Genomic DNA, 20,798 nt, shown 5'->3' with positions numbered 1-20,798 from the left:
ATCCCGGAACGTGGATATAGGTGTTTCGGTGTAAGCAGAGGACTCTTGTGGATGTTATATCTCAGACGGGATACATGCGCAAGGGTCCTTTTATGGTTCATGGAGAACGGAGGAATTTGATGGGAAAGCGACAGGACAGGAAACCAATGTCCATTATGAAAAAAATGGCCATTGCATTGTTTGGGGGCATTGGTGTGGGAATTCTCTTCCTGCTGTTACGTGAGTATTTGAATGCGAATGGTATGGGGCAGGTTTGGGATATAATTAACAAAATCTTTTTTAACGATATTACAAAGGATGACGGATTTAAGTCAATCGGTATTTTTTACATTATAAGCCAGTTGTTTATGAATGGATTACAATTGGCAATTGTGCCACTGGTGCTGGTATCACTCAGCTTGTCACTGTGCAGTATGACAAATCCGCGGAAACTGGGGGAAATTTTCGGAAAGACACTTTTTTGCTTTATATCATTTTATGTGGTTGGAGCATTTTTGGGAGGCTGTTTTGCATACATGGTTAAAACACTTGGTTGGTTTTCCGTTCAGCTGCCCACTGCGGACACATCGAATCTGGCAACAATGGATTCTTACAATCCGCTCACAACCATAGTAAATGCAGTGCCGAATAATATCTTTTCTGTATTTACGACCAATACGAGCATTCTTGCAGTTGTAGTGATTGCGGTTATCATCGGACTTACCATGAATGCACTCAGAAAGCAGTCAGAACCCGTTAAAAAGGTTTTGGAGAGTCTGAATGAGATGATTCGTGTGTACATGGAATTTCTGATTAATAAGATCAGTCCCATTGCAATCTTCTGTATGATTAGCAGAACCTTTGCAACTTATGGGGTAGAGTATCTTCGGCCTGCACTGGCATGGATTGTATCGACAATTTTTATTTGTATTCTGCTTGTATTTACGATCTACCCATTGGGAGTTTGGTTTACTACAGGGTTAAATCCACTGACATTTATCCGGAAGGTATTAAAAGTAGGACTTTTTGCAGCGGCGACACAGTCTTCAGCGGCTACCCTCCCTTTGAACAAAAAGACTTGTGTCGAGGAGCTTGGATGCAGTGAGGAGATTTCAAACTTTGTATTGCCTACGGGTATGACAATAAATATGAATGGAACTACCGTCATGCACATGATGGCAATTACATTTATTGCAACCTCGGCAGGGCTTGATGTCACACCGGCTCACCTTGTGCTTGCGGCATTTCTCTCTATTTCTACATCGATGGGGACTCCGGCGATTCCGGTTGCCGGGACTACGATGGTATTCGCGGTATTGAATGGACTGGGATTCAATTCGGAACTTTGCATGATAGGATATGCGTTGGTTCTGGCGATGAACTATCCTCCGGGAATGGCGGTAATTACATTGAATGTAGTAGGAGACGCTGCGGCAAATGTAATTATAAATTCAAAAGAAAAGGAACTAAATAAAGAGATATATAACAGTTAAGGAGACATAGTGACGGTAAAATTAAAAGAAATCTGGATATTGACCTGACGGATAGGACGGTAGAACTGGCAGATATCAATCGTCCGGCACTTCAACTGGCAGGTTTTTTTGACCATTTTGAATCGGATCGTGTATAAGTGATAGGAAATGAGTTACCATTTACCATGTATCGTGTTTTATGTGAGTATCCGGCCTTAGCTCTGAGTCTTGTGCAATAGCCGGCGAAATCAAGGAATAAGCCTTAGAGCCCCTGCATACACTGTAAAAACAGAGAATGCAGGGGATTTTTATGAAAGAGTACATTGAAGAACGCGCGGTAGAAGTCGGCAATTATATCGTAGATAAAAAAGCCACAGTCAGACAAACTGCCAAAGTGTTCGGAATCTCTAAATCTACCGTACATAAAGATGTGACGGAACGATTGGAAAAGATCAATCAGTCCCTGGCCAGGAGGGCCAGAGAGGTACTGGATCTCAACAAATCGGAGCGGCACATACGGGGCGGCATGGCGACCCGTGGAAAATACCAGAAGATTAAAAAAAATACAAAAGCAATTCAGGGGTGAATTGCTTTTGTATTTAAGATACGGTATACCAAAGAAGGCAGCGCTTTTATGGGTCAGCGGCCGGCATTGACATTTCCCGTCTGATTATGTAGGAGCTGTTCATTGTACTTCAGCAGGGAGGATATCGGTTTTGAAAGTGTCAGATACTGTCTTGTATGACACCTGAGCGAAGATTTTTTCTGAGCGTATAATTTTTGCGGAGTAAAAAAGTCAGAGCCCTCAAACGGTGTCCTTTTAATGGAAATATCAATCACGATATCTAAAAAACGATTCTGGTGAAAGATCTTCCTGGTACATTCCTTTTTATAAGTAGGATGGAGCTTATTGATGGTGAACTGGAAATACAAAGAATTCATCGCCGGCTCTTCACTGTCCAGCAGGAACTGATAATCTCCGCTGAGCATTTTTTCTACTTCTTCCTGTGTCAGGGAAAACTTTGTCTTATGGACCACATGTCCGCTGGTCTGATTCTGAATGAAAAAAAAGTTTGTGTGGTCTTCCTCATAAATATAGTAACGGATATTCGGTTCTCTCTCCAGCCCCTCAAACATCAATACTCTTACGGGCATGCTGATCATGTATTTTTCAGGAGACCTGGACAGCAGGTATTCCTCCTGTATCTTTTCGTATTCTGTCTGACTGATATTTTTGCTGACTTCAGTGTAAGAAAGCTTTTCTACTAATATTTTACCCATAATAACTCCAATACGCAGTTTTGGTTTATTGTTTCTTATCAATATACTAGTGACATTATATCAAATCGTGTATATAAAATCATGACTTATTTCTAAAAAAAGTCTTAATTTTGCGTGGATTTTCATCGGCCCCTATGTTAAGATTACCAAAAAGGAGGAGATATGGATTTATTTGATTATGCAAGACAGAAAAACGGAAGGAAAGAAGCTCCGCTGGCCGGCAGGATGCGGCCTGAAAACCTCGATGAAGTCGTGGGACAGGAGCATATCATAGGAAAGGACAAGCTGCTTTATCGGGCCATTCAGGCAGATAAACTCAGCTCGATCATTTTTTACGGGCCGCCGGGTACTGGGAAGACGACGTTAGCAAAAGTCATTGCCCAGACAACCCAGGCCAATTTTGTGCAGATGAATGCCACTACCTCCGGCAAGAAGGAAATGCAGGAAGCCGTGAAGGAGGCCAAAGAAGCACTGGGGATGTTCCAGAAAAAAACGATTCTGTTCATCGATGAGATCCACAGGTTTAACAAAGCCCAACAAGATTTTTTGCTGCCTTTTGTAGAGGACGGGACAATCATCCTGATCGGGGCCACAACGGAAAATCCTTACTTTGAAGTAAACCAGGCGCTCATCTCAAGATCCAACGTTTTTGAACTCAAGTCTCTGGAGGCAGAGGACATTAAAAAGCTGCTGGTCAGAGCCGTGACCGACGACGAGAAGGGCATGGGGATCTATCAGGCCAAGGTTACGGATGAAGCCCTGGACTTTTTGGCAGACATGGCCGAGGGCGATGCGAGGAGTGCCCTGAATGCCATTGAACTTGGAATCCTCACCACAGAACCGGGAGAAAACGGACAGATCGTGATTGACATCGGCGTGGCCCAGGAGTGCATCCAGAAGCGGGTCATGCGGTATGACAAGGGCGGGGACAACCACTATGATATTATCTCTGCATTTATTAAGAGCATGAGGGGATCGGATCCCGATGCCGCAGTTTACTATCTGGCCAGGATGATCGATGCCGGAGAGAGTGTTACCTTTATTTCCCGGAGGATCATGATCTGCGCTTCGGAAGATGTGGGGAACGCGGACCCGCAGGCTCTGCAGGTTGCGGTCGCGGCATCTTTAGCTGTGGAGAGGGTCGGACTTCCGGAAGCCAGGATCATTCTTGCACAGGCGGTGACCTATGTGGCGGGGGCGCCTAAGAGCAATGCGGCTTATATGGCTGTGAACCAGGCATTGGAGGCCGTCAGAAAGAGAAAAAACGGGATGGTTCCAAACCATCTGAGAGATGCCAGTTACAAAGGGGCGTCCAAACTGGGACGGGGGATCGGATACCGGTATGCCCATGATTATCCGGGACATTATGTCAAACAGCAGTATCTTCCGGATGAACTCATGGGAACCGTATTTTATGAACCAACAGAGAATGGATACGAGAAAAATATCAGGAAATATTTGGAAAGCCTGAGGGAGGAATGAGTCATGAACAGTTTACAGGATGGATATACGCTGAGAAATGGAGTAAAAATTCCATGTATTGGCTTTGGGACCTGGAAGTCCCCAGACGATGTGGTTTGTGAGAGTGTGAAAATGGCGATTCAGGCTGGTTACCGCCATATAGACGGGGCAGCTGCATATGCCAATGAGGCAGGTGTAGGAAAAGGAATCCGCGAGAGCGGAGTGCCCAGGGAAGAACTGTTTATTACGAGCAAGCTTCCCAATGCAGACCATGGATATGAAAAGGCAAAGAAATCATTTGATAAAACACTGGAACATTTAGGCCTTGACTATCTGGATCTTTACCTCATTCACTGGCCGGTTGTGATCGAGCATAAGGACGACTATGAGCAGGATATCCTTGACACATGGAGAGCTTTTGAGGAGCTTTATGAGGCGGGTAAGATCAGAGCCATCGGTGTCAGCAATTTTATGATCGAACATCTGGAAATATTAAAGAACCATGCAAAGATCATGCCAATGGTCAATCAGGTGCAGCTTCACCCGCAGCATCCTCAGGAAGAGATGGCCGCTTACTGCAAAGAAAACCAGATCGTGCCGGAGGCTTGGAGTCCGCTGATTCAGGGACAGGCATTTAAAAGAGAGCTGTTAAAAGAAATGGCCGTAAAATACGACCGTACTGTGGCTCAGATTTGTATTCGCTGGATCATGCAAAAAGGTGTGGTCCCGCTGCCGAAAGCGTCCAGCATGGAGCGTATCAGGGGAAATGCAGATGTTTTTGATTTTGAGATCAATGAAGAAGATATGGAAAAGATTGCAACGCTCAGATCTTATGGGATGATCGGGGAGGAACCGAGTATACCGAGAACAAGACAAGTCGTAGGATTTTAAAAACAGAAGGTGCATTCCGGGAATGGGAAGCACCTTCTGTTTCAGTCTTTACTTTTTTTGTATAGAAAAATAAGCACCCACAGGAGCAGCGGATAAAAAAACATCAGTGCCAGCATACCGTAGAACGCTCCGTTTCCGGTAAATGCACAAAACAGAGTGAGGCCTATGACGAGAAAAATGGACAGGATCACAAGGATGGACAGGATACGTTTTGTTTTTTGTTTCATGAGTTTTTCCTTTCCAAGACAAGTTCTTTCAGATGTGTAATTTCAGGATCGGACAATCCATGTTTTGTAAGATAGGACACAAGGTGAAGTTCTTCAAACAAATTAAGCAGCTGTTCCATATGGGCGGCATCTGAGCCGAGCATCGGAAGCATGGATTTATAGTCAGGAAGTTTCATGGCTGCTTTGTTTACGCCGCGCTGATTGTATGTAAAGGAAACCTGATATTCTGCGACGATGTCTTCTCTGGCAGCGCCAAGAAGTGTTAGGAGTATGGCAGAAAGAACACCGGTCCGGTCTTTCCCTGCGGTACAGTGGAACAGAACTCCGCCTTTGTTAAGACATTGAACGACAGTTTTCACTGTGCCGGCGATCAACTCAGGACTGTCATACAGCATTTTCTGATAACCGTCAGCCAGGCTTTTGGTGAAGGCCTTTGAGGCTGAGTCTGCAGCATTTTCAAAGTCAATCTCTTCTTTTTGAAGGGGACAGTGATAATACTGCATTGACTCCGGAACCTGATCTTTCATAAGGAGTGTCTCGGATCTGCTCCGAAGATCTATGACAGAGACAATCCCGCATTTCTCAAGCTTTTTCCATTCGTCTGGAGAAAGGAATGCAAGACAGTCACCGCGGTATAGGCGGTTCCATCGGATGACTGAGCCATCCGCGGTTTCCAGGCCGCCCAGATCCCTGATATTAAATGCATGTTCTAAACGGATTCTTTTTAATGGTGTGTAATTCAAAAGATAACCTCCCGCACAATAGATTTGTTTCTTCTATTTTAATGGGAAGAGAAAGAAGATACAAGGGGTGATTTTGGACAGAGTGTGACGTTCTTCTTTATATAAACAGATACTGGAATACATTGAAAAAGTATCCCACAAAACAGTTATGAATAACCGCGCCTATGGCGACACCCGCCAAAATATATGGTGTGACCCCTTTTACTGTGATTTTTGCTGTCTTCCATGCATATTTGACTCTGTTTTTAAAGCACAAAGATTCCTGCGGCACATCCAGGACATGATCAGATTCATTAAAAGATTCGTTTTGTTCTTTCCGGCGGAAAGTAACTTTGGATGTAAGAGATTAGGAAGACCAATATTCCCAGCAGCACCATGATCTTCATCGTGTCATATATAAAAAACTGTATACTGTTTCCAACCCTGGATGAGGTATCAAGGCCAAAGGATTCTAAAAGTTTTTTTATGATTTGGTTCAGCCAATTCATTCCGGGGATTTCATTCTGAAAGAAAATCCATATTGATTTTATTGTATCCATGTTGTTAAAGCCCTTTCTTATATATAGATATATATAAATGTATTTATGTATAGAGTATAAATAATTTTCGCAGCGATCTTTATGATTGCTCAGGTCACCACTAAATTTTTACGATAATTTTTTGCCTGTCAGTGCATGCAAAGTCCGAAGGGCAAAGAACACTCCTTCAGATGAAATTGAATAGTAGGTCCATTTGCCTTCTCTGCGGCCCGATACAACTCCGGAATCACACAAAATTTTCATATGATGGGACATGGTAGGCTGCGAAACATCAATCTTTTCATTAAGCTCTTATGATAGTCTCTCTACAAAGGCGGTGAAAGAATGAAGAATATTGGAAGACTGCGATTGGATTACAGGAAGTGGATTATCTGGAGGTATCAGACTATCTGATAGAATTGTCCAAGGAAAATATATACGGTAAATTATCGAATGAGTCTGTTGAAAAGCTTTTGTATTCTCATTACGAAAATATGACGGAAGATGACCGGATAAGTCGAAGAATGGAATGTGACTTAGTATCAAACCGTATTGTACAACTATTGAAGGATGATTCTTTCACTTTCAGTCCGGCTGTGCTGAAGTCAATTCATAAATACTTGTTTCGGGGGATTTATGATATTGCGGGAGAGATCAGATCATATAATATTTCTAAAGCAGACCCGATTTTGAATGGAGAGACTGTAAAGCATGCTAATTTTTTATGATTGAAGATACATTCCAATATGATTTTGAAGAGGAAAGACATTTTAATTATCTTGCCTGTGATGAATTTGAATTAGTGAGTCATATAGCAAGATTTACCTCTGCTATCTGGCAGGTACATGCATTTGGAGATGGAAAGGTAACATTGGGACACCAAGGAAAAGTGGCATAAACAGCAACAAATTACTTTGTATCACTCCATAATAAAATTAAATAACATATAAAATTCAGGAATACCTATAAAAAAGGGTGTTCCTTTTCTATGTGCGCCGGGCATGGCATGTATCTCCGCCAAGTGTAGCGGATCACAGACTGTTGACAGTGATTTTTGAAAAATAGCAATCCGATATTGTTTAACGGTCTGGTACTGAACTGTTGGCTCTGGGCTTATCTTGCAGATGTGAATGAAGAGGCACAGGAGGGGATTGTGTTGAATGAAATAGTATATACGTAAATTTTTGGCGGATTTCATTTGATTGTGGAGCCCGCGTTTTTCTAATAAATACGACAAGAAAATCGAAGGACAAAAGCGGAACAAAAAGTATAGAATATGAGATTGAATATTGAATTATAAATAAGGGAATGATATAATAGGAGCATCAATAGAAATAATACAGAAATATGAATTATATAGGGGCATGGAGGTTGTTATGGGCGGACGTTTTGTCAGGATAGAAAATATAACTATAGAGAATTTTAAAAATGTAAAGTACGGAACCCTTGATCTTACAAATCGCAAAAAAAATTATCGTGCAAGTATTGTGGGGGTGTATGGACAAAATGGTTCAGGGAAAACTGCGTTAGTTGATGCATTACAAGTGCTTAAATTTGCATTATGTGGAAAGGCTATTCCGGAAAAATATGCGGATTATGTTCATGTTGACGAAGACCATGCTACTTTAAAATTTCAATTTAAAATGCAAAGGGATGAAGTCAGTTATGACATTTGGTATCAATTTTCATTAAAGAAAATGATAGATGATACACATTCTAATGAAGAAGGCGTAAATGCTGATCTGGAATATAAAACACAAATATATGATGAAGTATTAAGCTTCGCATACACTTCAAAGGATGAAAAAGTCCGTAAGGGGCCACTTGTTGATACAAGAACTTCAGGAGTGTTTGTGCCAAAGTCGAAATTTAATGAACTTTTAGGTGAAGTAACAAATGATATTACAGAATTGCTTGTAACGAAACGTCTTGTTCAGACGCAGGGAAGAACATTCGTTTTTTCACGAGAAATGATAAATGCCTTTAGGAAAAACTGTAAGAACGAAAAATATATGGCATTAATTGAAGGGTTATACACATTTGGAAACAGAGAACTTTTTGTTATTGACACGGAAAATTCGGGATTGATTAGCATGAATGCCTTGCCGTTGGCATTTAAGTATAAAGAAAAAAATTCAGAAACTGTTGGAAATTTAATGCTGCCCCTGAATGTGGCAGCTCCAATTCCGGAGGATGCAATGGAACTGGTGAAAAAAATTATTTCTAATATGAACATTGTTTTAGAAGAAATCATTCCGGGCCTAACAATTGATATTGTTGATTTGGGACCGATGGTTTCGAAGGATGGTAAGATTGGAAGGCTTATTCAATTGATGTCTTTAAAAAATAATAAAGCAATTCCTTTTCAATATGAGTCAGAAGGAATTAAAAAAATTGTTTCGATTTTACAGTTGTTAATTGTTGTATATAACAATCCATCTATTACAGTTGCTATTGATGAAATGGATGCCGGAATTTTTGAATATTTATTAGGCGAACTTCTCAATATTATATCCGAAAGAGGAAAAGGGCAGTTGATCTTTACATCTCATAATCTTAGGCCGTTGGAAACGATTGATAAGGGATTTATTGCTTTTACAACAACAAATCCGGATAATCGTTACATTCGTATGACAAATGTGAAAGGAAACAATAATCTCCGGGATTTCTATTATCGAGATATTGTTTTAGGTGAACAGAATGAGCCGGTTTATAATCCGACCAATAATTATGAGATAGCTTTAGCGTTCAGAGAGGCGGGTGAAGTATTTGGCTCGTAAGAAAATTGTACTTGTCATTGTAGAAGGTCCTTCAGACAATGCTGCTCTGGGTGTCATGTTGAATCAAGTATATGATAAAGATTCGGTGTATGTTTATATCATGCACGGTGATATTACTACCAGAACAGGAGTAACTTCACAAAATATTATTTCCAAAATAGGAAATGAGGTGCGTGGTTATGCAAAATCGCATCATTATACAGCAAAAGACTTTAAACAAATCATTCATATTGTTGATACAGATGGTGCGTATATTCCTGAGGATCGAATATTGGAAGAACAGGATTGTAATGAGATTTTGTATGAATCTGATGGAATTCACACATTGAATCGACAGGCAATTATCAGACGTAATCAGCAGAAACAGGAAAATTTGTATCGTCTCACGAGCACAGGACAAATCTGGAAGATTCCTTATAAAGTGTATTATATGTCTTGTAATTTAGATCATGTATTACATAATAAGAGAAACAGTACAGATGAGGACAAGGAAGATGATGCATATGCGTTTGCTATAAGATATAGAAAAATCTGGAAGGATTTGTCAAGTTTATCTGTGAATCGGATTTTTCTGTTGAGGGCGAATATAAAGAAACATGGGCATATATTGAGGATGGTATGAATTCGATCGAGAGGCATACAAATCTTGGGATTTGCATTACGGAAGAATTACAAAACAGAAGAATTAATTAGTAAAAAGAATGCAGTTCAGATGTTTGATTCGGGATTTTTCAATAATTTGGAAGCGGCATTGCAGAGTGTTAATAAAATGCCACAACCAACTTTCGATAAAATTGTTGAAAAATATGTAGAAATGAATGTTGCTCACCCGTTTAGAGAAGGAAATACGAGAACTACTGCGGTATTTATCGAACGATATTTAAACAGTATTGGTTTTCCAGTCAATAACGATATGTTTCAGAAACATGCTCAATATTTCAGAAACGCTCTTGTGCGTTCTAACTATGCAAACTATCCAAAAGGGATTTGAATAGAATTTAAATATCTGGAACGATTTTTTTATAACTTACTTATAGAGGAAAAATACGAATTGCGGAATAGGGAATTGATTGTACGAAATCTGTTTTAGCAGAGAACAAAGTGGGCAAGTCTATTTCAGCTCCACGGCCCCTCAATTAAATAAAAAACATGCAGAAGACCCTGAAACTCAAGGCCTCCTGCACGTAAAGGGGAGGATAAGTATTCTAATCTATTGATTAGACATTAAGAGTATGTCCCCTGTAATTATTTTTATACACAGATTGAAAAAATATTTTAAATTTGTTATAGTATCTTAAGTATCACGAAAGCAATAAAATCAGTAAAAGGATGGATAAATCATGGGATTACTTCAGGAATGGCGCGACTATGCGTATAAATTTGACGACCGTACACAGGAAGGACAGCAGTTTTGGCTTTCCTATTTTGGAATCGAAAAAGAGATTTACGAAAAGTTATTATCAGATAAAGACTTTGTAGAAAAAGGAACCGTCAAAGAGCTGGCAGAAAAATACGAGACTGAACTTCAGTTCTTTGTAGGTTTTCTGGATGGGATCAATGACAGTCTGAAAACTCCGAATCCGATCGAGGAGATGGAGGAAGATACAGAAGTAACTTTAGATATCGACTTTGAAAAATTATACTACAACATGGTTGCATGCCGTGCAGAATGGCTGTATGAGCTGGAACAGTGGAATGATATTCTGTCAGAAGAGAGAAGAAAAGAGTTATATAAAGAACAGAAATCATCCACGACAGTTGTAAAAGGCGAGAAGATCGGAAGAAATGATCCGTGTCCTTGCGGCAGCGGCAAGAAATACAAAAAGTGCTGCGGAAGAAATGCGTGACATTTTCCACATGATTTCCGTTCAGCTCTTAGAATGCCTCACTCCAATCATGTAGAAAATGGTCATAATGTCTTCTGGAGGTGGTATCTTCTCAACAAAAGATGCTGTCCTCCGACTGTGCTGTAAAACTGTTTATAACACCCGAAAAGTTGTCAATTAAGTTTGGCAGCTTTTTGTTTATAGATAGAAATTTCTTTTAATTTTGCTTTTTGGGAAGGTAAGAATTATGAAAAAGAGAGAAGATCATATTACATGGAGGAAGCTTGACAATACGGCCCAGCTTTTTCCGGTGATCGCAAACAGGGAGATCAGCCATGTTTACCGTATCTCAGCCACTCTGAAAGAGGAAGTACGTCCGGAACTGCTCCAGAGAGCGCTGGAAGATGTCCTTCCGTGGTTTGACGTGTTTCGGGTGCGGCTTCGAAGGGGATTTTTCTGGTTTTATTTTGAAGAAAATAAGAACCGGCCCCAGGTGGAGGATGAGACCGAGTATCCTTGTCGGTATATCGATCCCCATGGAAGGAGGAAGTTTCTGTTCCGTGTTTCCTATTACAGAAGGAAGATCAATCTGGAAGTATTCCACGCTGTCTCAGACGGCATGGGAGCCATCACGTTTTTAAAGGAGCTCACTTACCGCTATATTGATCTGCTCAGGAACGAGTCCAAAGGAGAGATGAAAAAATATTCTCCGAGCGAAGAATGTATTTTGGATCAGGAAGACAGTTACTTTAAGCATTACAGAAAGAAAAAGGGAAAGGGTTACAGCACGCAAAAAGCTTATCAGATGAAAGGAAGAAGGATTTACGGAGGCGCCATCAGCGTCATACACGGTTATGTCAGTATTGCGGATCTGAAGAAAACCTGCAGGAGCTGCGGGGTCAGTGTCACTAAATATCTGACCGCCGTATTAATATACAGTATATATGAAGAATACATGAACAGGCAGCAGGATAAAAATCCTATCGGGATTAATCTGCCGATCAATTTAAGGGCTTTTTTTGACTCCAGTACGACCAGCAACTTTTATGCGGTGACGTTGATAGAATTTTTATCCAGGGGGGAGGACCATACGTTTCAGGAGGTCCTTTCTGAAGTCAGCCGGCAGATGGACGAAAAGATTAAAAAGGAAAAGATCGAGGAGGTGCTGTCCTATAATGTTTCAGCAGAGAAGAACCCATTTATACGGATTCTGCCGCTGGCTGTGAAAAACCTTGGACTAAGTTATAAGTTCAGGCGTTCCAGCAAGTCAGCGACTACTACGCTGTCCAACCTGGGACAGATCAAAGTGCTTCCCGGATATGAGGATGAGATCGAGAAATTTCATGTGATGATGGGTGTCTTCAAGACACAGGAGATGAAATGCGCCATGCTGAGTTATAAAGACCAGGCGGTCATCACATTTACGTCGGTATTCCAGGAAAGCTATCTGCAGAAAGCTTTTTTCAGAAATCTGGCGAAGGAAGGAATCAAAGTAGCCATAGAAAGCAATGGGGTAATCAATGAAAAGGTGTAAGAATTGCCAGGTGGAAGTCCTGGATGAGACAGTGACGTGCCCGCTCTGCAACAGGGTACTGATTGACGACGGAAAACCCTTTCAGCCGGAGAGAATGTACCCTGATCCGGAAGAAGAAAGAGAGAGGCTTTACGGGATTAAAAATATTTTTTTTATTCTGCTTGGTATGATTGCAGTTCTTATGGGAATCATCAATTATATTACATATAATGGATTCCTTTGGTCGGCAATCGTCCTTGCAAGTATTTTATATCTGATGGTGACTGTATCCTATTCGATTGTACACAGGAGAAATCTGGCTGCAAAAATTGTTGTGGAGGTAATCGGCGGAGGAATCCTGGTATCTGTCATTGACTATGTCATCGGATATGAAGGATGGTCTGCGGCTTATGTCATACCGGGGCTGATCCTGACGGCAGATCTGGCAGTGGTAGTGCTGGTACTGGTAAACAGAAAGACATGGTACAGTTATCTGATGTACTTGATTTTTATAGCGGTCTTGAGTGTGGTACCGGTCATCATGTACCTGTTCGGACTCTTTGAACAGCCGCTGATCGCATGGATATCCTGCGGAATTTCAGTGCTGACGGTATTTGTTATTTTAGCGGCGGGAAACAAGCAGGGGAAAAATGAACTGGCCAGAAGATTTCACACTTAATCAGAGAAGGAGCATACTATGAAACGAGCAAGTTTGCGCGGACAGATGGCCGTTCAATGCATCAGAGGATTTACAGCGACACCCAGAGGAAGGACGTATGCCACCGGCATGGGACACCAGAATCCGAAGGAATATCGGTGGAAGTGTCCGAAAGGATATACAAACGAGAAACGGGCACATGAGAATTTTCAAATGGAATTTTTATTTCCGGATCAGGATAAAAATGACCTGGCAGTTCTGCAGCTTCACGGCGGCGGATATATCGGGACTCTTAGAAACGCATACCGAAGAGCAGCCCTTCAGTACTCCATTTGCAGCGGGGGAGGAAGTGTCCTGTCACCGGATTACCGGGTTGTGCCGGAACATCCGTTTCCTGCGGCGCTTAAAGACGCTGTCTCATCCTACCGATGGCTGACAGAGGAGAAGGGGTTTTTGCCGGAAAAGATTGTGGTTGCAGGCGACTCGGCGGGGGGAGGACTTGCGCTGGCTCTCGGATTATATCTGAAGGATCATGGAATTTCCATGCCGGCAGGTTTTATTTTGATGTCACCGTGGACGGATTTGACGCTGAGCGGAGAAAGTCTTAAGTATAACTACGGGAGAGATCCGCTGTTCGGCAGATCAAAGGTCACGATGCTTTATGATTCTCTGTATCCGGGAAGTGAGGATGTAAACAATCCATATATTTCTCCGCTGTTCGGAGATTATCATGGATTTCCTCCGATGCTGTTTCAGGCAGGCGGCAGGGAAGTTTTGCTGGACGATACACTGAGAGCGGCAAGAAAGGCGAAGGAAAGCGGTGTTTCGGTGAGATACAGTGTCTATCCCGACATGTTCCATGTGTTTCAACTGGCGATGGGAATGCTGCCGGAAAGCAAAGAGGCCTGGAGAGAGATCAGGACCTTTTTCAGAATGATTTTCGGACCAAAAAACGTTACTAAATATTCATAATTCTTTTCTTGTATTTCCATTTGCACTGTGCTATGATAACTATTAGTCAACTAATGATTAGACAACTAATGTATTTTTTCAAAGTTTTAGAAAGGAGTCATCATGTATGAAGATGACGGCATTTATCACCTGCTTCTGAAGATCAACCATAAGAATTTTGCAATCGGATTTGCCTATTTAAAAGAGGCAGGTCTGCATCCGGGGCAGATGCCGCTGATCACCGGCCTTTACAAGAAAGAAGGAGTGACTCAGAAGGAAATTGCAGATAAATTGGGCATTAAGCCTTCAACGATCAATGTCATGATCCGCAGGCTTGAAAAAAGAAAGTTTGTCATCAGGAAGCAGGATCCGGAAGATCAGAGGAGGAGCCTCGTGTATCTCACGGAGCACGGCCGGCAGATCTATGAGAAAATTTCCGAAGCTACCGTCGAAATCAAAAATCAGGTCATGAAGACCTTCACGGAAGAGGAAAAAGAAGAACTGTTCCGGCTGCTCACAAAGTTTTATGAGGGGCTTGATAAATTAGTTGATTTGGAAATAGAAACTTGTAAATGTAAGGAATAATCGTAGAAAGGAGACATCATGCTGAAAATATTCCGATATCTGAAAAAAGCATATATCCCGATCGCATGTATTGTTTTGCTTTTGTGTGTGCAGGTCAGCTGTGAACTGACGATCCCGACGTATACGTCCAATATCGTCAATGTGGGAATCCAGCAGGGCGGAATTGAGGACGCAGTGCCGGATGCCGTCCGGGAAGAGTCCATGAAGGCACTCATGGGAATGATGAAGCCAAAGGATGCAGAGAAAGTGAAGGATGCCTATGAATTATATTCGAGAAAACAGGTGAAAGACTCAGATTATAGTTCTTATAAAAAAGGCCGTCTCTATGTGAGAAAAGACATCAGTAAAAAGGAGAGGGAGGACTTAGACATAATCCTGTCAAAACCGATGCTGATGCTGGAAATGAAAATGATGGAGCAAAGCGGCCAGACCAAAGAAAATGCCAGGATGGCGCAGAAATTCAAGGGAAAGAGCATTGACGACATGCCGGAAAGCATCATCAGCCAGGCCGCGATCTCTTTTGTAAAAGCTGAATATAAGGCCATGGGACTTGATTTAGACCAGATACAGACCAACTATATGTTAAGGACCGGAGCCATTATGGTGGGGCTTGCGCTGCTGGCTATGGCTGTGTCCGTAACCGTGGTGCTTTTGTCTGCAAAACTGGCAGCCAGACTGAGCAGGATTCTCCGTGACCATATTTTTAAAAAAGTCATGGATTTTACGAACTCAGAGTTTGATAAGTTTTCCACGGCGTCCCTGATCACCAGGAGCACGAATGATATCCAGCAGATCCAGATGTTTGTGACCATGATGTTCCGGATCGTTGTATTTGCACCGCTGATGGGGCTTGGAGGCATCTATAAAGTACTGAAGACCAATGTGGACATGACATGGACCATTGCCATCGGAGTCGTGGCGATCATGACCGTAATTTTAGTCCTGTTTACAGTGGCCATGCCAAAATTTAAGGTTTTGCAGAAGCTGATCGACCGGCTGAATCTTGTATCCAGGGAAATCCTGACCGGACTTCCTGTCATCCGTGCATTCAGCACCGAAAAGCACGAAAAAGAACGGTTTGATACGGCCAATAAGAACCTGATGAAGACCAACCTGTTTGTCAACAGGGCGATGACTTTTATGATGCCGCTCATGATGCTGATTATGAATGCCATGACAGTCCTGATCGTCTATGTTGGAGCAGACAACATTGACCTGGGAAGGATGCAGGTGGGAGATCTGATGGCATTCATCCAGTATGCGATGCAGATCATCATGTCATTCCTTTTCATATCCATGGTATCCATTATGATGCCGAGAGCCCAGGTGGCAGCAGAGCGTGTCAATGAAATTTTAGACATGGAGATCATGATCAAAGATCCAAAACAGCCGAAAAAATTTCTGAATGAAAAAAAGGGAGAAGTGGAATTCAGGCATGTTTCTTTCCGATATCCTGATGCAGGAGAGGATATGCTCCACGACATCAGTTTTACGGCGCCTTCGGGAAAGACTACGGCGTTTATCGGAAGCACAGGAAGCGGAAAGTCTACGCTGATCAATCTGATCCCAAGGTTTTTTGATGTGACGGAGGGGAGCATTTTTGTTGACGGAGTGGATATCCGGGAGGTAAAACAGTCGGAATTAAGAGATAAATTGGGCTATGTACCCCAGAAGGGTGTCCTGTTTTCCGGAACCATCGACTCGAACCTGCGTTACGGAAAAGAGGATGCATCCGAAGAAGAGGTGAAGAAAGCGGCAAGGATTGCACAGGCTGCAGATTTCATCGAAGAAAAGAAAGAGGCATATGATTCTCCGGTCGCCCAGGGAGGCTCCAACGTATCCGGAGGACAGAAACAGAGGCTGTCCATCGCCAGGGCGGTCGCCAAGGACCCGGAGATCTACATTTTTGACGACAGCTTTTCCGCACTTGATTATAAGACGGATGTGACACTTCGGCAGGCACTGGCCAGAGAGACAAAGGGAAGCACGACCCTGATCGTTGCGCAGAGGATCAGTACGATACTGCACGCAGACCAGATCGTTGTCTTAGATGAGGGCCGTGTCGTGGGCACAGGAACTCATGAAGAACTGCTGGAGTCATGTCCGGTCTACTTACAGATTGCAAAATCCCAGTTATCTGAGGACGATTTTGCAAAAGCTAGAGGGGAGGCGGCAGAACATGAGTAATCAGAACAGAAGACCAGTCAGGAGAATGGGTCACGGCCCGATGCAGGGCGGAGAAAAGGCAAAAGATTTCAAAGGAACCATCAAAAAGCTTTTAAAATACATGAGACGATATTACGGCGCCATCGCTTTTGTTATTTTGTTTGCCATTGCCAGTACGGTATTCAACATTGTAGGCCCAACCATACTGGGAAATGCCACAACTGAAATTTTTAACGGACTGGTAAAAAAAGTCCAGGGAACCGGCGGTATTGATTTTTCCAAGATACGGGGCATATTGCTGACGCTTCTCGGACTGTACCTGACATCTGCGGCATTTTCATTCCTCCAGGGACTGATTATGACCCACGTGTCCAACAACACCACATACCAGATGAGAAAAGATATTTCTGAAAAGATCCACAGGATGCCGATGGAATATTTTGAGAGCAGAACGTTTGGTGAAGTGCTCTCAAGGATCACCAACGATGTGGATACTCTGGGACAGAGTCTGAATCAGAGTATGACACAGATCATTACTTCTGTGGCTACCATTATCGGTGTGTTCGTTATGATGATCAGGATCAGTGTTCCGATGACGGTCGCTGTGGTCGTGATCCTTCCGGTTTCCTTCCTGATGATCGGGGCAATCATGAAAAAATCCCAGCCTTATTTCCAGGCGCAGCAGGCATTGCTTGGGGAAGTCAACGGCCAGGTAGAGGAAATTTACAGCGGCCACAACATCGTAAAAGTATTCAATAAAGAAAAGAGTGTTGTGGAAGAGTTTGAAAAAGTAAATGAAAAATTATATAATTCAGCATGGAGATCTCAGTTCTTCTCCGGGGCAATGATGCCACTGATGCAGTTTGTGGGAAACCTTGGCTATGTGGTCGTTGCGATCCTGGGAGGCTTTCTGGCAATCAAGAATACCATTGAGGTAGGGCAGATCCAGTCATTTATCCAGTATGTAAGAAACTTTACCCAGCCGATCACCCAGCTGGCCCAGGTCGGCAATATGATGCAGACGACCGCGGCCTCCGCAGAGCGTGTCTTTGAATTCCTCGAAGAAGAGGAGGAAGAAGAAGTAAAGGAGAATCCTGTGGATGTGTCTTCGCTGGACGGAAATGTGACCTTTGAACATGTATCCTTCGGGTACAATGAAAAACAGAGGGTCATTAACGATTTCTCCGTGGAAGTCAAAGAAGGACAGAAGATCGCTATCGTCGGGCCGACAGGCGCAGGAAAAACGACGATGATCAAACTTTTGATGAGATTTTATGATGTCAGCGGCGGATCGATCAAGATCGACGGTTATGATGTCAGAGACTTTAAAAGAAGCGATATCCGGCAGATGTTTGGAATGGTTCTCCAGGATACATGGCTTTACAATGCTTCCGTCCGTGATAATATCCGGTACGGAAAGTTAGACGCCAGCGAAGAAGAGATCCAGGGAGCGGCAAGAGCTGCATTTGCCCATCATTTTATCGAGACACAGCCGAAAGGTTATGATATGATAATAAATGAGGAGAGCAATAACATTTCCCAGGGACAGAAACAGCTTCTGACCATTGCGAGAGCGATCCTGGCCGACCCTAAGATCCTGATCTTAGATGAAGCTACCAGTTCCGTTGATACAAGGACGGAGGAGCGGATACAGAAAGCCATGGATAATCTGATGGAAGGAAGGACCAGTTTTGTCATCGCACATCGTCTTTCTACGATCAAGGATGCTGATATGATCCTCGTCATGAACCACGGGGATATCGTAGAACAGGGAAATCACGAGGAACTGCTTGCGAAAGGCGGTTTCTATGCGAACCTCTATAACAGTCAGTTTGAAACAGCGGACTAGAAGGAATTTTATCTTCCGGTCCTGAAAGCCTCCGGTACCGTCGGTGCATTTTTGCCCCGATGTGCCAGAGGCTAAATTGCATTTAGGTATAAGGAGGAAATTATGGTACGGTTGGCATGTATAGGAACGAATTTTATCACGGATTGGCTCTTGGAAGGCATCCGGGAGGTCGAAGGGATCGAGCTTTCAGCGGTCTATTCAAGGACAATGGAAAAGGGGAAAGAATTTGCGGCCAAATACGGGGTCGATAAGGTATATGATAATTATGAAGAACTGGCAAAGGACCCTGAGATCGATGCGGTCTATGTGGCAAGCCCTACCTACTGTCATTTTAAGCACACGATGATGATGCTCAACCACAAAAAGCACGTGTTATGTGAAAAGCCTGTGGCATCCAATTTAACGGAGCTTGAACTGATGATTCAGGCGGCAAAGGAAAACCAGGTCGTATTTATGGAAGCCATGAAGTCCGTACATACACCCGGATTTAAAGCAATGAAAGAACATCTTCCTAAGCTCGGCACCGTGCGCCGTGCCACGATCCAGTACTGCCAGTATTCTTCACGATATGACAAGTTTAAAAACGGAATTATTGAAAATGCTTTTAAGCCCGAGCTTTCCAACGGAGCCATTATGGACATCGGCGTGTACTGCGTGCATTTTCTTGCAGCTTTATTCGGGATGCCGGAAAAAATACTGGCAGATGCCATATTCCTGGACAACGGTGTGGACGGGGCAGGCTCTCTCATCGCGTCCTATGGGGATAAACAGGCGGAAGTCATTTACTCAAAGATCACCAATTCCAAGCTTCCGACCCAGATCCAGGGAGAGAAGGGCTGCATGATCGTGTCAGAGTGCCCGAATCCAAGAGAGATCAAGATTCTTTACAACAACGGCAGCGAAGAGATCATTGAATGTGACAGCCGTTCCAACCCGATGAATTACGAAGCACAGACCTTTGTGGAACTGATAGAGACAGGGCAGACAGACCATCCATATCTGGAAGCTTCTGTCATGGAAATGAAGATCATAGACGAAGCCAGACGGCAGACCGGAATCGTATTTCCGGCAGATAAAATCACAGAACAGTAAAGGAGAACAGATTCATGAAAAAGAAACTGATCGCAGGGGGGCTGATCCTCTGCACATTAGCGCTTTGTGCATGCCAGACCGGAAAAAAACAGGAGAAAACAGAGAAAGCAAAAACCACCGCCCGGACATCCACAGAGGCAAAGGTACTCAGCAAATATAAAGAGATCAGGATCAACGGAGCTAAAAAGACTGTGCAGATCGGGGAACCGTCCAAAGGGGAGACGGTTGCCATTGTGAAAGTCAAGGGTTACGGAACAATGAAGTTTAAGTTTTTCCTCAAAGACTCCCCGCTGGCAGTCAAGAACTTTTTGACTCTGGCATCCAACGGATATTATGACGGAATTATTTTTCACAGGGTCATCAAAGATTTCATGATCCAGGGAGGCGATCCGACGGGAACAGGAAAAGGCGGGCAGAGCATCTGGGGAAAAGAGTTCAAGAATGAGACTTCCGACAAACTGATCCCGGTAAGAGGCGCTCTCTGTATGGCAAATGCAGGACCCGACACTAACGGAAGCCAGTTTTTTGTAGTGCAGAACAGGGAAATCACTGATGAAATGCTGGATTCTTCTCCGATAGAGCTTACAAAATCGCAGAGGAATCTGTTTAAAGACCAGGGAGGATACCCGTCTCTGACCGGAGACTACACGGTATTCGGACAGCTGTATGACGGATACGATGTTCTGGACAAGATTGCCCAGGCTCAGACTGTGTCAGATGCAAAGGCCGAAAACAAACCTAAAAAAGACATTGTCATTCAAAAAATCACTGTAAAGAATTACTAGAAAAACTGCTGGGGAGGGACA

General features: G+C 43.0%; 22 protein-coding genes and 1 pseudogene. 19 read left to right on the top strand and 4 right to left on the bottom strand.

Going from position 1 to position 20,798, the window contains the following annotated elements:
* Positions 1–119 precede the first annotated feature (119 nt).
* The 3 genes and pseudogenes from P8F77_RS14065 to spoIIID all read left to right on the top strand — a co-directional run bounded on the left by P8F77_RS14065 (position 120) and on the right by spoIIID (position 2,037).
* A complete protein-coding gene (locus P8F77_RS14065; protein WP_024726696.1) occupies positions 120–1,472 on the top strand; it encodes a dicarboxylate/amino acid:cation symporter in 1,353 nt (450 codons plus the stop codon).
* A 20-nt stretch (positions 1,473–1,492) separates the two neighbouring features.
* Positions 1,493–1,606: pseudogene (locus P8F77_RS14060) on the top strand (HPr(Ser) kinase/phosphatase); the annotation flags it as partial.
* A 155-nt stretch (positions 1,607–1,761) separates the two neighbouring features.
* A complete protein-coding gene (spoIIID, locus tag P8F77_RS14055; RefSeq protein ID WP_024726697.1) occupies positions 1,762–2,037 on the top strand; it encodes a sporulation transcriptional regulator SpoIIID in 276 nt (91 codons plus the stop codon).
* 53 nt (positions 2,038–2,090) lie between these two features.
* On the opposite strand, the gene P8F77_RS14050 is transcribed toward spoIIID, so the two are convergent.
* Positions 2,091–2,732: a hypothetical protein gene (locus tag P8F77_RS14050; protein ID WP_024726698.1), complete on the bottom strand. Its 642-nt coding sequence runs from the start codon at positions 2,730–2,732 to the stop codon at positions 2,091–2,093.
* A gap of 162 nt (positions 2,733–2,894) precedes the next feature.
* On the opposite strand from P8F77_RS14050, the gene P8F77_RS14045 reads away from it, so the two are divergent.
* Together P8F77_RS14045 and P8F77_RS14040 are read left to right on the top strand one after the other, a co-directional pair.
* Positions 2,895–4,214 (top strand): replication-associated recombination protein A, encoded by a 1,320-nt coding sequence (locus P8F77_RS14045; protein WP_024726699.1) that lies wholly within the window; start codon positions 2,895–2,897, stop codon positions 4,212–4,214.
* Between the two features lie 3 nt (positions 4,215–4,217).
* Complete coding sequence (locus P8F77_RS14040; protein WP_148458722.1) at positions 4,218–5,084, top strand: aldo/keto reductase; 867 nt, start codon at positions 4,218–4,220, stop codon at positions 5,082–5,084.
* Between the two features lie 41 nt (positions 5,085–5,125).
* Here the strand turns inward: P8F77_RS14040 and P8F77_RS14035 are convergent, their stop codons facing one another.
* The 3 genes from P8F77_RS14035 to P8F77_RS14025 form a co-directional block, all read right to left on the bottom strand.
* The gene (locus P8F77_RS14035; RefSeq protein WP_024726701.1) at positions 5,126–5,311 is read right to left on the bottom strand and encodes a hypothetical protein; all 186 of its coding nucleotides are present in this window, start codon (positions 5,309–5,311) and stop codon (positions 5,126–5,128) included.
* The gene (locus tag P8F77_RS14030; protein WP_024726702.1) at positions 5,308–6,054 is read right to left on the bottom strand and encodes a tyrosine-protein phosphatase; all 747 of its coding nucleotides are present in this window, start codon (positions 6,052–6,054) and stop codon (positions 5,308–5,310) included. Before P8F77_RS14030 ends, P8F77_RS14035 begins: the two co-directional genes overlap by 4 nt.
* Positions 6,055–6,701: 647 nt before the next feature.
* Positions 6,702–6,848, bottom strand: coding sequence for a hypothetical protein (locus P8F77_RS14025; protein ID WP_347256151.1), 147 nt, complete (start codon positions 6,846–6,848; stop codon positions 6,702–6,704).
* Positions 6,849–6,955: 107 nt separating this feature from the next.
* Here P8F77_RS14025 and P8F77_RS14020 point away from each other — a divergent pair, with 107 nt between their 5' ends.
* From P8F77_RS14020 to P8F77_RS13955, 14 genes are all read left to right on the top strand, one after another.
* Positions 6,956–7,300: a hypothetical protein gene (locus tag P8F77_RS14020; RefSeq protein WP_024726704.1), complete on the top strand. Its 345-nt coding sequence runs from the start codon at positions 6,956–6,958 to the stop codon at positions 7,298–7,300.
* Positions 7,297–7,470, top strand: a complete 174-nt coding sequence (locus tag P8F77_RS14015; protein ID WP_155854002.1) for a hypothetical protein — start codon at positions 7,297–7,299, stop codon at positions 7,468–7,470. The genes P8F77_RS14020 and P8F77_RS14015 overlap by 4 nt, the downstream gene beginning before the upstream one ends.
* A 478-nt stretch (positions 7,471–7,948) precedes the next feature.
* Positions 7,949–9,352 carry an AAA family ATPase gene (locus P8F77_RS14010; RefSeq protein ID WP_024726705.1) on the top strand — a complete coding sequence of 468 codons (1,404 nt, stop codon included), beginning with the start codon at positions 7,949–7,951 and terminating at the stop codon, positions 9,350–9,352.
* Positions 9,342–9,974, top strand: a complete 633-nt coding sequence (locus tag P8F77_RS14005) for a hypothetical protein (protein WP_235824515.1) — start codon at positions 9,342–9,344, stop codon at positions 9,972–9,974. Before P8F77_RS14010 ends, P8F77_RS14005 begins: the two co-directional genes overlap by 11 nt.
* Before the next feature lie 24 nt (positions 9,975–9,998).
* On the top strand, positions 9,999–10,343 hold the full coding sequence (locus tag P8F77_RS14000) for a Fic family protein (RefSeq protein WP_330606997.1): 345 nt from the start codon (positions 9,999–10,001) through the stop codon (positions 10,341–10,343).
* Between the two features lie 349 nt (positions 10,344–10,692).
* Positions 10,693–11,199 carry an SEC-C metal-binding domain-containing protein gene (locus P8F77_RS13995; RefSeq protein WP_024726707.1) on the top strand — a complete coding sequence of 169 codons (507 nt, stop codon included), beginning with the start codon at positions 10,693–10,695 and terminating at the stop codon, positions 11,197–11,199.
* Positions 11,200–11,425: 226 nt separating this feature from the next.
* Positions 11,426–12,712 carry a hypothetical protein gene (locus tag P8F77_RS13990; protein WP_024726708.1) on the top strand — a complete coding sequence of 429 codons (1,287 nt, stop codon included), beginning with the start codon at positions 11,426–11,428 and terminating at the stop codon, positions 12,710–12,712.
* Entirely contained in the window at positions 12,699–13,370 is a 672-nt protein-coding gene (locus P8F77_RS13985) for a DUF6320 domain-containing protein (RefSeq protein WP_270430228.1), read from the top strand. The genes P8F77_RS13990 and P8F77_RS13985 overlap by 14 nt, the downstream gene beginning before the upstream one ends.
* An 18-nt stretch (positions 13,371–13,388) precedes the next feature.
* A complete protein-coding gene (locus P8F77_RS13980) occupies positions 13,389–14,321 on the top strand; it encodes an alpha/beta hydrolase (RefSeq protein ID WP_024726709.1) in 933 nt (310 codons plus the stop codon).
* Between the two features lie 102 nt (positions 14,322–14,423).
* Positions 14,424–14,885, top strand: coding sequence for a MarR family transcriptional regulator (locus tag P8F77_RS13975; RefSeq protein WP_024726710.1), 462 nt, complete (start codon positions 14,424–14,426; stop codon positions 14,883–14,885).
* A gap of 18 nt (positions 14,886–14,903) precedes the next feature.
* The gene (locus P8F77_RS13970; RefSeq protein WP_024726711.1) at positions 14,904–17,072 is read left to right on the top strand and encodes an ABC transporter ATP-binding protein; all 2,169 of its coding nucleotides are present in this window, start codon (positions 14,904–14,906) and stop codon (positions 17,070–17,072) included.
* Complete coding sequence (locus P8F77_RS13965) at positions 17,065–18,900, top strand: ABC transporter ATP-binding protein (protein WP_024726712.1); 1,836 nt, start codon at positions 17,065–17,067, stop codon at positions 18,898–18,900. The genes P8F77_RS13970 and P8F77_RS13965 overlap by 8 nt, the downstream gene beginning before the upstream one ends.
* Positions 18,901–19,002: 102 nt before the next feature.
* Positions 19,003–19,992, top strand: a complete 990-nt coding sequence (locus tag P8F77_RS13960; protein WP_024726713.1) for a Gfo/Idh/MocA family oxidoreductase — start codon at positions 19,003–19,005, stop codon at positions 19,990–19,992.
* A gap of 14 nt (positions 19,993–20,006) precedes the next feature.
* Positions 20,007–20,777 (top strand): peptidylprolyl isomerase, encoded by a 771-nt coding sequence (locus P8F77_RS13955; protein WP_024726714.1) that lies wholly within the window; start codon positions 20,007–20,009, stop codon positions 20,775–20,777.
* Positions 20,778–20,798 lie beyond the last annotated feature (21 nt).

It is taken from the genome of Anaerostipes sp. PC18 (genome assembly GCF_039789045.1).
GTDB lineage: Bacteria > Bacillota > Clostridia > Lachnospirales > Lachnospiraceae > Anaerostipes > Anaerostipes hominis.
Note: the sequence above shows the minus strand (reverse complement) of the source record. Positions and strands in the feature narration are given on the sequence as shown.

Coding starts and splice junctions, on each gene's coding strand:
- spoIIID (WP_024726697.1), top strand. CDS start 1,762: ATGAAAGAGTACATTGAAGAACGCGCGGTAGAAGTCGGCAATTATATC.
- P8F77_RS14015 (WP_155854002.1), top strand. CDS start 7,297: ATGATTGAAGATACATTCCAATATGATTTTGAAGAGGAAAGACATTTT.
- P8F77_RS14065 (WP_024726696.1), top strand. CDS start 120: ATGGGAAAGCGACAGGACAGGAAACCAATGTCCATTATGAAAAAAATG.
- P8F77_RS13990 (WP_024726708.1), top strand. CDS start 11,426: ATGAAAAAGAGAGAAGATCATATTACATGGAGGAAGCTTGACAATACG.
- P8F77_RS14035 (WP_024726701.1), bottom strand. CDS start 5,311: ATGAAACAAAAAACAAAACGTATCCTGTCCATCCTTGTGATCCTGTCC.
- P8F77_RS13980 (WP_024726709.1), top strand. CDS start 13,389: ATGAAACGAGCAAGTTTGCGCGGACAGATGGCCGTTCAATGCATCAGA.
- P8F77_RS13955 (WP_024726714.1), top strand. CDS start 20,007: ATGAAAAAGAAACTGATCGCAGGGGGGCTGATCCTCTGCACATTAGCG.
- P8F77_RS13960 (WP_024726713.1), top strand. CDS start 19,003: ATGGTACGGTTGGCATGTATAGGAACGAATTTTATCACGGATTGGCTC.
- P8F77_RS14025 (WP_347256151.1), bottom strand. CDS start 6,848: ATGTCCCATCATATGAAAATTTTGTGTGATTCCGGAGTTGTATCGGGC.
- P8F77_RS13985 (WP_270430228.1), top strand. CDS start 12,699: ATGAAAAGGTGTAAGAATTGCCAGGTGGAAGTCCTGGATGAGACAGTG.
- P8F77_RS13970 (WP_024726711.1), top strand. CDS start 14,904: ATGCTGAAAATATTCCGATATCTGAAAAAAGCATATATCCCGATCGCA.
- P8F77_RS13995 (WP_024726707.1), top strand. CDS start 10,693: ATGGGATTACTTCAGGAATGGCGCGACTATGCGTATAAATTTGACGAC.
- P8F77_RS14010 (WP_024726705.1), top strand. CDS start 7,949: ATGGGCGGACGTTTTGTCAGGATAGAAAATATAACTATAGAGAATTTT.
- P8F77_RS14045 (WP_024726699.1), top strand. CDS start 2,895: ATGGATTTATTTGATTATGCAAGACAGAAAAACGGAAGGAAAGAAGCT.
- P8F77_RS13965 (WP_024726712.1), top strand. CDS start 17,065: ATGAGTAATCAGAACAGAAGACCAGTCAGGAGAATGGGTCACGGCCCG.
- P8F77_RS14040 (WP_148458722.1), top strand. CDS start 4,218: ATGAACAGTTTACAGGATGGATATACGCTGAGAAATGGAGTAAAAATT.
- P8F77_RS13975 (WP_024726710.1), top strand. CDS start 14,424: ATGTATGAAGATGACGGCATTTATCACCTGCTTCTGAAGATCAACCAT.
- P8F77_RS14050 (WP_024726698.1), bottom strand. CDS start 2,732: ATGGGTAAAATATTAGTAGAAAAGCTTTCTTACACTGAAGTCAGCAAA.